Source organism: Cryobacterium breve, from assembly GCF_004402375.1.
GTDB lineage: Bacteria > Actinomycetota > Actinomycetes > Actinomycetales > Microbacteriaceae > Cryobacterium > Cryobacterium breve.
The window spans coordinates 21,811-35,601 of sequence record NZ_SOGJ01000036.1; the positions used below are offsets into that span (position 1 = coordinate 21,811).

At 65.4% G+C, this 13,791-nt stretch carries 12 protein-coding genes; 9 read left to right on the forward strand and 3 right to left on the reverse strand.

The features are described 5' to 3' along the window. Positions 1 to 37: 37 nt before the first annotated feature. Positions 38 to 340 (reverse strand): helix-turn-helix domain-containing protein, encoded by a 303-nt coding sequence (locus E3O65_RS15825; protein WP_166804618.1) that lies wholly within the window; start codon positions 338 to 340, stop codon positions 38 to 40. 344 nt (positions 341 to 684) lie between these two features. On the opposite strand from E3O65_RS15825, the gene E3O65_RS15830 reads away from it, so the two are divergent. The 9 genes from E3O65_RS15830 to E3O65_RS15870 all read left to right on the forward strand — a co-directional run bounded on the left by E3O65_RS15830 (position 685) and on the right by E3O65_RS15870 (position 10,957). After that, the gene (locus E3O65_RS15830) at positions 685 to 1,905 is read left to right on the forward strand and encodes a nucleotide-binding protein (protein ID WP_134364688.1); all 1,221 of its coding nucleotides are present in this window, start codon (positions 685 to 687) and stop codon (positions 1,903 to 1,905) included. Between the two features lie 5 nt (positions 1,906 to 1,910). Next, positions 1,911 to 2,225 (forward strand): hypothetical protein, encoded by a 315-nt coding sequence (locus tag E3O65_RS15835; protein ID WP_241981943.1) that lies wholly within the window; start codon positions 1,911 to 1,913, stop codon positions 2,223 to 2,225. Between the two features lie 35 nt (positions 2,226 to 2,260). After that, positions 2,261 to 2,980 carry a hypothetical protein gene (locus E3O65_RS15840; protein WP_134364689.1) on the forward strand — a complete coding sequence of 240 codons (720 nt, stop codon included), beginning with the start codon at positions 2,261 to 2,263 and terminating at the stop codon, positions 2,978 to 2,980. Then, a complete protein-coding gene (locus E3O65_RS15845; RefSeq protein WP_134364690.1) occupies positions 2,980 to 4,401 on the forward strand; it encodes a hypothetical protein in 1,422 nt (473 codons plus the stop codon). Before E3O65_RS15840 ends, E3O65_RS15845 begins: the two co-directional genes overlap by 1 nt. Further along, positions 4,401 to 6,104: a hypothetical protein gene (locus tag E3O65_RS15850; RefSeq protein WP_134364691.1), complete on the forward strand. Its 1,704-nt coding sequence runs from the start codon at positions 4,401 to 4,403 to the stop codon at positions 6,102 to 6,104. The genes E3O65_RS15845 and E3O65_RS15850 overlap by 1 nt, the downstream gene beginning before the upstream one ends. Further along, on the forward strand, positions 6,101 to 7,645 hold the full coding sequence (locus E3O65_RS15855; RefSeq protein WP_134364692.1) for an ATP/GTP-binding protein: 1,545 nt from the start codon (positions 6,101 to 6,103) through the stop codon (positions 7,643 to 7,645). Before E3O65_RS15850 ends, E3O65_RS15855 begins: the two co-directional genes overlap by 4 nt. A gap of 40 nt (positions 7,646 to 7,685) precedes the next feature. After that, positions 7,686 to 8,729, forward strand: coding sequence for a hypothetical protein (locus E3O65_RS15860; RefSeq protein WP_134364693.1), 1,044 nt, complete (start codon positions 7,686 to 7,688; stop codon positions 8,727 to 8,729). A 73-nt stretch (positions 8,730 to 8,802) separates the two neighbouring features. Beyond that, positions 8,803 to 10,557: a type IV secretory system conjugative DNA transfer family protein gene (locus E3O65_RS15865; RefSeq protein WP_134364694.1), complete on the forward strand. Its 1,755-nt coding sequence runs from the start codon at positions 8,803 to 8,805 to the stop codon at positions 10,555 to 10,557. Further along, entirely contained in the window at positions 10,550 to 10,957 is a 408-nt protein-coding gene (locus E3O65_RS15870) for a DUF4913 domain-containing protein (RefSeq protein WP_134364695.1), read from the forward strand. The genes E3O65_RS15865 and E3O65_RS15870 overlap by 8 nt, the downstream gene beginning before the upstream one ends. Before the next feature lie 359 nt (positions 10,958 to 11,316). Here the strand turns inward: E3O65_RS15870 and E3O65_RS15875 are convergent, their stop codons facing one another. Together E3O65_RS15875 and E3O65_RS15880 are read right to left on the reverse strand one after the other, a co-directional pair. Beyond that, positions 11,317 to 12,261 carry an insulinase family protein gene (locus E3O65_RS15875; RefSeq protein WP_166785799.1) on the reverse strand — a complete coding sequence of 315 codons (945 nt, stop codon included), beginning with the start codon at positions 12,259 to 12,261 and terminating at the stop codon, positions 11,317 to 11,319. A 356-nt stretch (positions 12,262 to 12,617) separates the two neighbouring features. Then, entirely contained in the window at positions 12,618 to 13,790 is a 1,173-nt protein-coding gene (locus E3O65_RS15880) for a M16 family metallopeptidase (RefSeq protein WP_166785800.1), read from the reverse strand. Position 13,791: the final 1 nt, after the last annotated feature.

Genomic DNA, 13,791 nt, shown 5'->3' on the forward strand with positions numbered 1-13,791 from the left:
CACGCTGGCCCGATGCTCTTGCTCAAAGGGGGAGTGGTCAGCCCAGGAGGAACTCGAGCACCTGCCCGAAGTCGCGGGTGACCAGGTCCCGCCGCGCGGTGAACTTCGTCCCCTGAGGCCGACGCACGACCCCATCGGGGGCATCGTCCTCGATATAGCCCATACCCCGGAGATCGATCAGTGCAGCATGCACCGCGGGCCGACTCATGGTGTCACCGATAACGTCGAACAACTCCGCATAGCTGAGTGGCTTCCGGAGCAGGGCGCGGAGCACCAGGACACGGGAGGGCGCGGAAAACAGTTCCTGGAACAATGCCACCCGGTCAGGTGCATGTTTCATCATCAGATTGTCGTCACGGGCCATGCATTCAATTCTGGCGTGGATCACCCCTCTCGCACGTGCGCCACAACCGCACTCGAGTTAATGCAAACGCATCTATTTACCTGTGCAAGCTGCACCGACCCGCAAATGTCGGTGGCCGACGTTACGTTCGAAGCTCCGTGCGATCAGGCCATTCGACCCACACCCCCAGTGATTCAGGCACGTATAACCGGACGCACAGACGGAACACACCCCCCGTTCAGGAGGGTACAAGAGAAAAAAGACGAGAGACTAGTCGAGGCCTCGGGGGGTTCCCTAATTCCCTGTGCCAGTTAGTGGAAATTCGAGAGGACATCCCGCCCATGAGTGACACCGGTCGCACCGCCCACAGCGAGGTCTTTGGAGCGGCTGACCGCGCCGGGGACTACATCGAGGAAGACACCCTCCACACGATCCCCGCGCCCCCACGACGCAAGGCCAACAACACCGCGTCCGCCCGCCGCCCAGTCCTCGAAGCACCAGCCTCCGCGCCCGCCCCGGGGGAGGCGCCTGCGATGCAGGAAGCCCCGTCGGTGCCGTCCGAAACGCCCACCGACCTAGCCAGCACCTCTGTCCTCTTTGGCGGCTCGGCCGCTGGCCTCGCGTCCGCGTCGAGTACCCCTGCGAAGGCCACGACGGGGTTCCGTGGCGCTCTGGCCCGCCTGGGGCTGCCGGTCGGACCGGGCGCAGCCGAGCTGGGGGAGAGGCTCCGGACGGAACTGCAGACTACTCATGAGACCACGGTGCGGCAGGCGACCTGGACGCGTGCGGTCTCGGTCCTGGTGAACAACCCCAAAGGCGGAACCGGCAAGACTCCCACCGCTCTGCTCCTTGGGGGAGTGCTGGCCGCGATCCGCGGCGGATCGGTCGCGATCCTCGAAGTCTCCGACGACCCCGGCGCCCTGAACTTCCGCGCCGAGGGCAACCCCCTCCTCGGCCTGGGCGAACTGGTCCGCGACGTCGACCACGTCCAAACCGCTGGCCGCCTGGCCGGATACACCGCCCCGCAAACATCCTTCGCATCTGTGATCGGATCTACCGGGCGGCGTGACCGCCTCACGGGCGAATCCGTCGTCGCCGTCGCCAACGTCATCGACGGCTTCTACTCCATCCGCATCATGGACTCCGGCAACGTCCCCACCTCCTCCGCATTCCGCGGCGCCGTGTCCGTCTCCGACGTCCTCGTGATCCCCGTGATGAACGCTGGCGACTCCGTCCTCGAAGCCATCCAACTCCTCGAAGAGCTCCGGGCAGAGGGCGGGCCCTCCGCCGAGCTTGCGAACCGAGCCATCGCCATCCGCCTCACCGACGGCCGCCCCGAGAACGACGCCGTCCGCCAAGAAGTCGAACGACTCTTGAGCCAGGCGGGCGTGTCCGCCCTGCACGAGATCCCCTACGACGCCCACATCGCCGAACGCGGACAACTCACCCTCAGCCGCCTCAATCCTGCAACCCGGGACGCGTTCGTGGCAGCAGCCGCCAGCGTGGTCCGGTCCCTGCAAACCGCGGTCTCCGCCGCACCCACACAGAACCGGAAGGCCTAAACCCCATGCACGACCTCCTGCTCCACGCGGCGATCGAGAACCCCCTCGACGGGATCCTGCCCGACTTCTCCTTCGGCGGCGCCGAATTCACCGCCCTCTGGCAAAAACTCATCGCCGCGCTCTGGGCCATCGGCATCCTCGTTGCTATCGGTTTCCTGATCTTCGGAATCGTCGCTATGGCCGGAGCCTCCGGAGATACCAACCCCAACCCCCAAGCCCACGCCCAAGGACGCCGGAAAGCCGTCTGGGCAGGCATCTCCCTCGCCTCCCTCGCGGGCCTCGCCATCATCGTCGGCGCCGTCCTCTCCTTCGCCGGCTAACCCACACCACCAACGCGTCACCAAGGAGTCCCACCATGCGAATGGCCACAGCATCCGGCCGTAGCCGCTGGCCCATCGTCATCGGGGTCGCCGCCCTCGTCGTCGCCATCAGCGGCGGCATCGCCTACACCGCCACCCGCCGCGCCCCAAACGCCGCACCCAACACAGCCACGGCCACCCCCACACCGACGCCCACAAGCACCGCTGGTGCCGGGGGTATCGGGGACGACGTCGCACCCACCGGTTGCCTCGGCGGCCAAGACCGCAACGTGAGCATGGTCCTAACAGCCCAAACCGACGCCAAACACACCAGCTACGGAGCCGTGGAAGCAGCCACCGCGTACTACCGGTGGCTGTGGCAGTACCCCAACCCGGCGGCCAATGTCGCAGACGCGGACACTGTCAGTGCAGCGATCATGGCCTCCACGGCCAATGATTCGTTCCGCGACATCGCGGCCGCCTACGAGGCCACTGCGGGTATCGACATGACCTCGGGGCAAGTCCCCGCAGACACCCCGTTTCATCTGTCGACCACGAACGGCCTGTGGATGATCTCGGAGGGCTCCACTGCCGACAAGGTGGAAGTGAACATCGCGGCAGGGTACGTCGTCAACGGCGAACTCAGCCCAACGAAAGCCGCCGTTATGACCCAAACGATGGTTTGGGAAGACGGCACGTGGCATCTCGAAAGTGCCGGCACTCCCGACCAGTCGAAACTCGCCGCTGGCGGCACGCGCTACACGGCGGGTTGCTGATGAATCCTGACTGCGAGAGCAACGTCTTCGTCTGCGGTGTGACGAACCTCGCTGATGGAGTCGGGAACGCGGTAGGCGGTGTCGGCGCTGTCGTGAACACGGCTGCCGGTGTCGCGGACTTCTGGTCGGATCCCGCGGGGAACTCGTTCAAGCTGTTGCAGGAAGCGGCCAAGGGCCTCTCGGACACGGTGTTGCCGGCGCTGACGCAGGCGACGCTTCCGGACTTGACGGCGGATTGGTTCATTCAGGCGTACCAGGTGTCGTTTGCCCTGGCGATCTTCGTGTTCGTGGCCCTGTTGATCCCGCAGATCGTGCGCACCGCGCGCGGCCACCAGTCCGGCCGTGAGCTGGGGGAGTCCCTCACCCTCTATGGGCCCGCATTCATCCTGGGGGCCATGTTCGGTCCCGCGCTCGGCGCGTTCCTGGTGAAGTTCTTCGGCGCTCTGTCTGACTCGTTGATCGCGTGGGGCGTCACCAGCAACTCCGAAACCATCGTGGCCAAGTTCTCCACGATGCTCTCCGAAGAAGACGGGTCCGGCCTGGCCGGCGGCGCCGTCCTCGGCGTGATTCTGATGTTCTTCATGATCCTGGGCCTGCTCGTCGTGCTCCTGATGCTGATCGTGCAGCTCATCACCCTGTACTTCTCCGGTGTCCTCTTTCCCCTCGGGTTCGTGTGGATCGTGGACCCCCAGAAGCGGAAGTTCGGGTCGAAGATCGCCTACCTGTGGTTCGGGGTCCTGGCGTCTCACCCGCTGCTGTTCTTCTTGCTCGCGATCGCGTACAGCATGATGAGCGCCCAGGTCGATGCGTTCTCCGACACCCCCAGCCTCGCCAAAACGGTCACCTTGGTCGTGTCGATCCTGGCGTTGTTCATGGCCGGCCTCGCCCCGGTCGCCCTGACGAAGTTCGCCCCCGTCATCCCCACCGGTGGCGGCGGAACCGCACCTGTCGGACCGAACATCGGATCCCAGTCGATGCAGCAAGCCGACGCCAAATACAGCGACAACGGCCCCGAAACCTCCTCCGGTGGGGGCAGCAGCTCATCCGTCGGCGGCAGCTCGCCGTCCGCGGGCAGCTCGAGCAGCACCGGCGGCAGTTCACCGGCACGCGAGGGCGAGCCGGCGACGTCGTCAATCTCTGAGGCCGCATCCGTGGGCTCCGCCGGCGCAGCCACCGCCGGTGCCGGCGCCGGCGCCGCTGCGACAGGCGGCGGCGCGGCCGCTGCCGAGAGCGGTATGGCCGCCGTAGGTGTGGCCGAGTCCGCGACCGGTGCGGGGGCTGCGATTGGTGTCCCCACGATGATTGCCGCCGGGGCGATGGCCGGGTTTGAGGCGACGAAGAAGGTCACCGATTCGGTGACCGATGCGGCTGTGGCACCGGTTGAGGACCACGAGGAACATTATGGAAAGGACTCCGTCTAGTGAGTGATACCCCGGAGTCCCACATCCGTTACCTCGGCGGCGAGTCCGGCCACCGCGGCTTCTTCGGCGGCACCGCCTCCAAAACCCGGATGATCCTCCTCACCGTGTTCATCGCCGGAGGCATGGCCGGCATGGTCTCAGGGCTCGGCCTCCCCGCCCTGATCGTGGCCGTCGCCGGGGTGGGCATCACGATGCTGACCACCGCCCGCACCCACCGGGGCACGGTCCTTGAGCGGCGCCGGAAGCGCGCCCGCGCCCGGGCGCGGAAGCGCCTCGGCACGGACGAATTCGTGCCCTACGAGGTCGGGGCATGGGACCAGCTCCAAGAAGCCATCCTCCGCGGCACCAAAACCGAGAAGCAGGTTGCGGAGCGGGCTGCGCTGAAGATGCGGGCGAACCCGGACGGCGCCGACGGCATGGGCTGGCTCCAGTACGCCTCCAACATGCCCGGCATTGCCTGGCACGCCCCGATCGGTGAGCAACCGTACCTGTCGGTTGCGTTTTCCGTGTCCGGGCAGCTGCGCGGGATGGAAACCGCCGCCGCCCTGACCCGGGCGGCGAACGCGTGGGGAAAGTTCCTGGCCCGCCGCGCCGCACCGTCCTCTTTGATCCGAAACGTGCAAACCCTGACCCGGATTCTACCGCCGGACTCGGCCCGGCAGCAGCAGTGGGTGAAGACCCGCCTGGAACCCGTGCAGGAATCCTGGACGGCGGAGCAGCGGGCGTCGTTTGAGGCGCAGAAGCTCTCCTATGACGAGGTGATCCGGAAGTCCAGTGCGAACGCGATGGTGCAGCGCCACTACGTGGTCGTGTCTTGGCCCCTCACCCAGCAGTTCACCGACGGAGCCGGGAAATACGGTCCGGGCCGGGACGCGTGGCGGGCGTTGATGGCCGGGCAGATTCAGGCCACCGAACTGGGTTTGAACGAGGCCCGGATGGGTGACGTGCAGGCCCTGACTGCGAAGCAGACTACGGCTTTGATGTTGCACCAGCAGAACCCTCACCTGCCCATCGACCTCACCCGGAACGTCGACCCGCTGCTGTCCGGGATCGCGTCCCGGGACGAGTTCTCCGCGCACATCGTCGACGGCGTCGACCCCACCTCCCTCGTCATGACCGAAGACGGGCCGGTGTCGCCGCCGGTGACGTGGTGGCACCGCACCGCGGCCATCCATGGTGAGAACCTCGCCGTCGCCGGCCGCAGCCCTCTCTGGTGCCTCGACCTCCTCATCGGGCGGGAACTGACCTTTGTCCGGTCGGTGTCTTTCCACCTGCACCTGGTTCCGGCGGGTCAGGCGAAAGCGAAAGCGCGCGCCGACGTCGTCCGCGACCTCGCCGGGGTCCTCGCTGACCAGCAGAAGGGGCGCCTCATCTCCGACGACAGCACCACTCGCATGTCCGCCGCCCAGCGCCGCTCCGCGGACCTCGCCGCCGGATCCCACCACCACGGCGTCGACTGGATCGGCTTCGTCACCATCTCCGCCCCCACCCGCGCCGACCTCGGCCACGCCTCCCGGCAGCTCGAGGAAGCCTGCGGGACCGGCCTCGGCATCGAACACCTCGACTGGCAAGACTCCTTCCAATCCGCCGCCTCCGGCACCACCTGGCCCCTCGGCCGCGGCCTCCGCCCAGCAGGCGCAACCCTGGCAACCCGGGCCCTCAACCGCCTCGCCGGCCGCACCGACAAGGAAGCCATCTCATGACCCACCCCACCACCCCCGCAGCTGCAGCGGCCGGCACCGCGCACGGCAAACGCACCGTTACGAAGAAGCCCTGGTACGGCACCGTCCCCGGCCTGAAGATCTTCGTCACCCCGGTGGCGACGTCGCCCGTGCTCCCGGGCGAAGAAGACGCCGCCGGACCTATCTCGGGTTCTGACGTGGTGGTGTCGTCGCGGCGGCCGGTCGATGTGCCGCCATTCGAGCGGCCCGGGTCGGTGCTGCGGGCGTCTTCGGGTACGGCGGCGCGCGGCTGGTACGCGCCCCGCCTGGCCGGGGCGCCGTCCACGACCAGGCAGGCCGAGATCCTGAACACGGGCATCATTGGGGCGCCGACCGGGATTGACGGGGTCGTCAACGGCACCGACACGCTCTCGTCGACGATGATCAGTCACGACGCCCCCACCGCGTACAACGCGACCCCAAGGAAGCTGACCTCACCCAACGTGCTCATCATCGGCACCGTCGGGTCCGGGAAGTCCTCGTTCACGAAAACGGTCATGGTGATGCGGCCCCTTCTGCTGAAGAACCACCGGGCGGTGGTGTTCGACAAGAAAGACGAGGGCGGCGAAGGCGAATACGCCGGCGTCACCCGCCGCATGGGCACCGAACCCCTCCGCTTCGACCCCGACGGCTCCGGAACCCGCTTCAACCTGATGGACCCCCTCATCGCCCGCGGCACCGGCCTCCAAGGCCAGATGCTGCTGATCAACGCCGTCGCCCGCATCGCCCGGGGCGACACCCCAGCGACGGAATGGGAAGAGAAAGCCACCCGATACGCCCTGCAACTGCTGTTTGAGAAGTTCCAGGACACCCGCCGCGCCGCGACCACCACAGACCTGATGCCGTTCCTCGGGCTGGTGCCAACAGATCAAGGGCTGTCGGGGGAGGCGTCGGAGCGGTTCCACCAGGCGGGCCTGTCGATCCGGTTCGGCCTGCAGAACCTCCTCGAAACCTACGCCGGCGTCTTCGACGGCGAAACCAGCCGCCAAGTCGACCTCTCCCACAAGCTCACCACCTTCGACATTTCCCAGCTCCCCGACTCCGGGCCCGCGATCCCGACGGTGATGGCGATCGGGAACATGTGGCTGATGGGGCGGCTGCGTGAAGAGCGCGGGTTCGTGACGAACGTGATCTACGAAGAGGGCTGGCACATGATCGGCGGCCCCTCCGCCCAACTGGTGAAATCCAACCAGAAACTCTCCCGCTCCCTCGGCATCTCCAACGTCTTCGTCATGCACAAAGGCACCGACATCCCCCCAGACAGCCCCGGCTACACCGTCGTCCAAGAAGCCCAAACCGTGTACGCGTTCCGCCAGGACCGCCCCGAAGACGCCCGCTGGGCGCAAGAAACGTTCAACTTCGCCCCCGACACCGCCGCCACCCTCATGCAGTTGAATCCGGGGCACTGCGTGTTCAAGTACGGGTCCAACCCGGAAACCCACATCCGCCACATCCGCTCGGACTGGGAAGTGGAAGTCACCAACACCGACTCCGCCATGGCCGCCGGCAACGCCACCACCTAGAGCCCCCGCCATGTAGAAAGGCATACTCGGCACCGGGCTCGTGGTCCTGCTCGTGGTCCTCTTCACCGGGCTGCTCCTCGTCACCGGCGGCGGCCCCGGCACCGGCGCCTGCGCCGCTGTGGCTGCGAACCCGCAGGGCGCCGCCGACCGCACACCGGTCGCCGGGTACCAGGGCGACCAACTCGTCAACGCCGCCCTGATCATGAACGCCGGCCGGGCCGCCGGCGTCAACGTGCACGGGCAAACCATCGCCGTCATGACCGCCATGGGCGAATCCACACTCCGCAACCTCAACTACGGCGACACCGTCGGCCCCGACTCCCGGGGCCTGTTCCAACAACGCAACACCTGGGGCACCCTCGCCGAGCGCATGAACCCCACCCAAGCCGCCGGGTTCTTCTTCCAACGCCTCGTCACTGTCCCAAATTGGGACACGCTGGCGCCTACGGCGGCGGCGCACGCCGTGCAGATCAACGCCGACCCGAACCACTACACGACCTACTACGACCAGGCGAAAGAGGTCGTGGCCGCTCTCACGACGGGCGACGCAGCGTGCGCGGCCGGCGTTGGCAGTGACGCGCGGGTGTTGGCGGCGGCCCTGGTGGTCAAGATCGACGCGGGCATCATCACCGGGTTGTCGCCGGATCACCTGCGCGAGATCCGGTGGATCGCCGCCGGCGAAACCCGCCCGAACTGCGGCATCGACACCCGCATCCTGCAAGTCCTCACCATGGCCACGAACATGTTCGACGCGGTCGGGATCTCCGACATCAACCGGGCCTGCACCGGCCAGATCCTCGGCTCCGGCCTCTCGTCGCCGCACTCCGCTAACGGTGGCGGCCACGCGGTCGACTTCTACTCCTTCGACCGGATGCCCACCACCGGTGCCGACGCGAACGCCCTGAAGCTCTTGAAGGCGCTCAGCCCGGTGATGCCGGCCGGGTCCGGGGCCGGCCAGAATCAGTGCCGCGCCGACGCCGGCGTGAGCCTGGACCTGTCGATGAAGCAATTCCGGGACGACTGCAACCACGTCCACATCGCCGTCAACCCAAACAGCACCGACCCCATGAAACTCAGCAACTAATGCCCCACCCCCAGGCGCACCGCGCCACCCAGAACCCCAGACAGTCCGTGTTCGTGGCGGCAAGGAGAACCCTGTGATCGACTGGAAAGCCCGCATCATGACCGGCCTCCTCGCCCTCCTCGCCGCCCTCAGTCTGCTTGTGGCCGTGCACGCGGGCGCGATGATCACCCCCACCGGGACGACCTACCCGTGGAATCCCGCCGCCCTGGTGGGGGATTTCCTGTTCCGGGACGCACCGTGGCCGCCCGCGGCAACCTGGACCAGCGTGGTGGCCCTGGTCCTCGCCGTGGCCTTATTTGCGTTCATCCTGGCCAAGCAGGCCCAGTGGGCGTCGACCAAGCGCAACAACGTGGCGCTGCGGCACATGGCCACGCCCCGGCAGTCCGCGGTGCTGCGGGAGAAGCTGCGGGCGAAGGAGGCGGCGCAGCTGCACCCGGCCGCGGTGAATCTGCCGGCGGGGGAGCGGGTCGGCCGGCTCGTCGGGCGGGGGAACCGGTGGGTGTATCAGGGGTGGCGGGACCTCGGCGTCTACGTGTTCGGCACCGGCCGCGGGAAAACCTCCGCCCTCGTCATTCGGCACATGCTCGAAGCCCCCGGCGCGGCCATTATGACGTCCAACAAAGTCGACGGTGTTCGCGAAACCCTCGCCGGCCGTGCCGGCCACGGCCAGGCGTTCATCTTCGACCCCAACCGCATCTACCGGCTCGACCCGCAGCCCGACTTCGTGTTCAACCCGCTCGAGTACATTCGAAGCGCCGCGGACGCCCGGGAGCTGGCCGCGATCTTCGAGGCCTCCACCCGGAAAGCGTCCGACCGGGGCGGGGATTCCCAGTTCGATACGGCCGGGCGGGACATGCTCGCGTACTTCTTCTACGCCGCCGCCCTCGAGCAGGAACCCCTCTCTCAGGTGTTCGCGTGGATCGCCCGCGCCGAGGGGTACGACGTGCAGCAGATCCTCGCCCGTCACGGCAAAACCGGGCCGTCCTCCACGATCGAGGGCATCCTGAGCTGGCCGGACAAAACCAAGGGCAGCGTCTACGCCACCGCGCAGCGGATGGCGTCCGCTCTTGCGGACGACGATCTCCTCGCCTGGACCGACACGTCCGGGGTTCGCCGGTTCGACCCGGCCGCGTTCATCACCAGCACCGACACCCTCGTGCTCCTCTCCAAAGACGGTGAAGGATCCGGCGGCGCCATCCTCACCGCCCTCATCCGCGCCATCTGCACAACCGCCGAAACCGCTGCGCAGCGAAACGGCGGCCGGCTCCCCGTCCCGCTCGTGATGGAGCTCGACGAGTGCGCGAACATCGTCCGCTGGCCCGAACTACCCTCCGTGTATTCCTTCTACGGATCCATGGGCATCATCCTCAACTCCTACTTTCAATCCCGCGCCCAAGCGATCGACGCGTTCGGGAAAGACGGCTGGCAAACCCTCTGGGACGCCGCCGCCACCCGCGTCTTCGGCGGCGGGTCCGGCGACGACGACTTCCTCCGGTCTTTGGCTGCCCTCATCGGTGAGCACGACGAAATCACCTACGGCAGCTCCACCGGCAAAGACGGCCACCAATCCACCTCCACCAACACCCGCAAGGTCAACACCCTCGACATCGCCGCCCTTGGCTCCCTCCCCGAATGGCGCGCCATCGTCTTCAGCTCCAAATGCCGACCCGTCATGGTCAACACCGTCCCCTGGTTCCGCGACAAAACCCTCACCACCACCATCAACCGCACCCCAACCAGGACACCGAACCCCGTGCCAACGCCGGTCCCGGTGCCGGTGCCGGCGCCGGACGACACCACTGCAGCGGAGGTAGCAGCCCATGGCTGAACACGACGACTACGACTCGACCGGCACGGAAGAGGACGCGGTCGACGTCCGCCAAATGTTCCTCGACTGGCTGACCAGCCACCTCGCCACCGTCGAGGTCGTCGGCACCAAACCAACACCGTGGTGCACCCAATGGTGGCTACACCCCGAGGTAGTCGCCCGGTTCAAAGCCCTCTGGCAGGCCAGCATGCAAGCCGAAGCCAGCGTCATGGACGGCGACGCCGGCGCCGTCTCGTCCTGGTGGATCAACCACTGGGACCGCCACGCCGCCGTCATCTTCGACAAGGGCAACGGGCCCTTCCGCGACTGCGACCCCGACCAAGGACACCTCCACCGCCGCAAAGACACCACCGCCAGGATCGTGCCGACGTCGATGCCACCTGACGACGTGGAGTTATAGAGGACGGGGCTGCTGAAGAGACGGTCTATCTGCGCCCTCGATGCCCAGACCAGGCGTACGCTCCCCGACATGGACAAACGCACAGACCTTGCCCACCGTGCCCGTCCTACACCACCAGATGCACAATCACTGGATCCATCAAGCACTCTTACTGGATATGTCCCGTCTGTCGAATCCCGGTCCTCATCCGATACCGAGCGCTCCCGCCGCGACACTTCTTCCCCGCCAAACTGCGGGGAAGAAGCGACTGACCTTGCCGGCTGCATGAGCCGGGAGAGTGCCCCCGAAGGAACCCCAAACGGGCCAAACAGCGTCTCTAACGCCGAATAGAATCACGTTCGTTTTCCTAGGAGCATCCCTTAGCGGGACGTGGCCCCGAGTTGAGCGTTGAGAACCTCCAATGCGCCTATCGCCAGGACGTTAAGTTGATCGGGAGGCAGCCAACGAGCAGCCGCTTCAGCGATATCAGAGCTGTCCGGTGGCGCAAGAAGTCTAGGAAGAGAACCAATGCTTTCAGGGCCGTTCCGAAAATAACTCTGTGCGACTTCATACGCCAGCGCTGAGTTCGAGGTTGCAGGACGCGCTGACCTTGCCTCCAAAATGCGCCCCACTTCACGTAGCGTCTCGACCTTCTGGAGTTGTGCACCGGCATTTTCGATTGTTCGCTTGGCCAGCGCCAGTGCCTCCCCTACCCGGTCGACAGGCGTTGTGAATGTAAACATCCACGACGCCTCACACCCAAATTCGGCGAGTTGCGAACTCGTTCCATAGGTCAGACCGCTGTCCGCCCGCAAAACGGTGTTCAACGAACCTGGTATTTCTGATGCGAGGTAGGCCCCAATCCATTTCAGGGCTTGCCAGACTTCTGAGGACGATCCCGGAACCTCACGGGACATAACAATTCGACATGGGCGTGATTCTGAAGCATCGATGAAAGCGTTCCGCCCGCCGATCACTTCGTGGGCCTTCAGGCGACGCGGGCCCAGCGCCGGTGCGGACTTCCGTCGATAGCGTCGTTCAGATGAAGAGATCAGCGTTCCGACGTCATCGCCGACGACGATCAGAGCGGCTCTCTCCATTGTTAGCCAGGTAGCCGAATAGTCGCGGACTTCCTGCGCGGACACGGCCAGAAGGCCGTTTCCCGGTCCAGCTGACGGGAGCCGCGCGCGGGCTGCCCGCGGGAACGTAAGGTCTTGCACCATTGCACGAATCTGAAGTTCTATGTTTTGTGATCGAATCCGATTGCGGGCGAGAGCCTCTTCTACTGCATGGCCGCCAAAAGCCAGGTCGTCGAGGTTTGTCATGACTGAGGAAATGGACTCGACGACAGTCTTTGCCTCACGCCTGCTGGTGTTCACAACGATTTGGGGTCCCCAATATCCAGGTTCAGCGGCAATTTCGTCGATTCCGAACTTGCTGCGAAGTGCCTCGACAAGGCAGTCTGCAGCTAACGCCGCTATACCCTCCAAACCTGGTGGTTCGTGTCGAAGGTCGGCGGAATACGCAACGCGGATATGGCAACGATCTGAAGTAGAGACCTCCACTCCAAACGCATCGATACCAGCGCTCGTGCCGGCGATCACTCGCGGCGGTACTGATGTAGTTGTTCTCCGAATTTCGGGTCTCGCCTTTGCAATCCACTTCGGCACAGATGTTCCGTTCATGTCTTGCTCGGCAAGACAACGATGTGCGAGCCAGAAACAAACCAGGCGCAGGCCAAATCCTGCGCCGAGGCGAGGCTGAGTTGGGTCAAGCGGTCTCCGCGCATGCCAGTGCCGTCCTTCCCAAACCCGTTTCTTGCCATGACCGCTGCTCTTTCACCCAGCTCGCGCAAAGAGTCGTTGTATTCGCGAAAGAGTGTCTCTAGCGCTTGCGTCCAAAGGTCCGTCGATAGGTCGTGCCGCTCGATCTGTGACCAGGCCTCGTAGAAGAGTTCCGCAAACCGAAACGATATTCCTGGTTCGGGTGATGTCAGGCTGATGGAGCCGAGACTGTCTTCATCTCGGAGCGGGCGGATCTGAAGCCTGACCGACACATTGCTTCCTGCGAGAGATGCCCGCTGTTGGAGGTCTGTAGCCATAGCCTGACTCGCCAAGTGGACCGCAGTGAATCTTGGGTCGCTTGCGGAGGGGATGTTGAAGAGGACCCGGAAAGCTGATCCCCCGCGTAGCGGTAGATAGATGTTCTTGCGCAGCCAAATTGGCTCTCGGGCCGGATACCAAGCCGTCTCTACAGCGTGCGCGTCACCGAAATAATAGTTCGTTGCCTCAAGAGCGCGGCCTTCATCCACTGCCCCCGCAATGGCCACCACGATCGAAGAGGAATATATTTTATTGTCAATGAACTCGGCCACCATGCGGGGAGTTAGGTTACGGATTGCAGCCGGGTCGCCCACGGGGGGACGCCCGTACGGGCTGTCCGCACCTCGTAGTAGTGCTAGCGCTACGCTAAACCAGCCGCCAAACGGGTCCGAGGAGAGGCGGAGTGCTCGCTCGTTGTCGATGACATCGGCCTCTTTTTCGATCGCGAGTTGCGTGACTTTTTCAGCGACGGTGAAGAGGCGATCAGCTTCCATCCAGAGCAATAGATCAAGAGACTCTGACGGCACCTCACTTGACAGAGCGAGATGCTCGTAGCCGGTGCTGGCGGCGAATCGGCCGCCAAGAACCGCGATGGTCCTCGCGTATTCGCCTTGTTCGAGGTCCCGCGCCTGGCCGAACAAGAGATGTTCAACAAGGTGAGCCATTCCGGGAGAGGTCTGGGGATCGTCCCGGGAGCCGAACCCCAATTGCACCTGAACGGCGACTCGAGTGGACTTGTGATCAGTCGCCACG

Bases quoted from the DNA above. Each gene is read 5' to 3' on its own strand.
- E3O65_RS15840 (WP_134364689.1), top strand. From the start codon at position 2,261: ATGCGAATGGCCACAGCATCCGGCCGTAGCCGCTGGCCCATCGTCATC.
- E3O65_RS15875 (WP_166785799.1), bottom strand. From the start codon at position 12,261: ATGACAAACCTCGACGACCTGGCTTTTGGCGGCCATGCAGTAGAAGAG.
- E3O65_RS15870 (WP_134364695.1), top strand. From the start codon at position 10,550: ATGGCTGAACACGACGACTACGACTCGACCGGCACGGAAGAGGACGCG.
- E3O65_RS15845 (WP_134364690.1), top strand. From the start codon at position 2,980: ATGAATCCTGACTGCGAGAGCAACGTCTTCGTCTGCGGTGTGACGAAC.
- E3O65_RS15825 (WP_166804618.1), bottom strand. From the start codon at position 340: ATGAAACATGCACCTGACCGGGTGGCATTGTTCCAGGAACTGTTTTCC.
- E3O65_RS15835 (WP_241981943.1), top strand. From the start codon at position 1,911: ATGCACGACCTCCTGCTCCACGCGGCGATCGAGAACCCCCTCGACGGG.
- E3O65_RS15830 (WP_134364688.1), top strand. From the start codon at position 685: ATGAGTGACACCGGTCGCACCGCCCACAGCGAGGTCTTTGGAGCGGCT.
- E3O65_RS15855 (WP_134364692.1), top strand. From the start codon at position 6,101: ATGACCCACCCCACCACCCCCGCAGCTGCAGCGGCCGGCACCGCGCAC.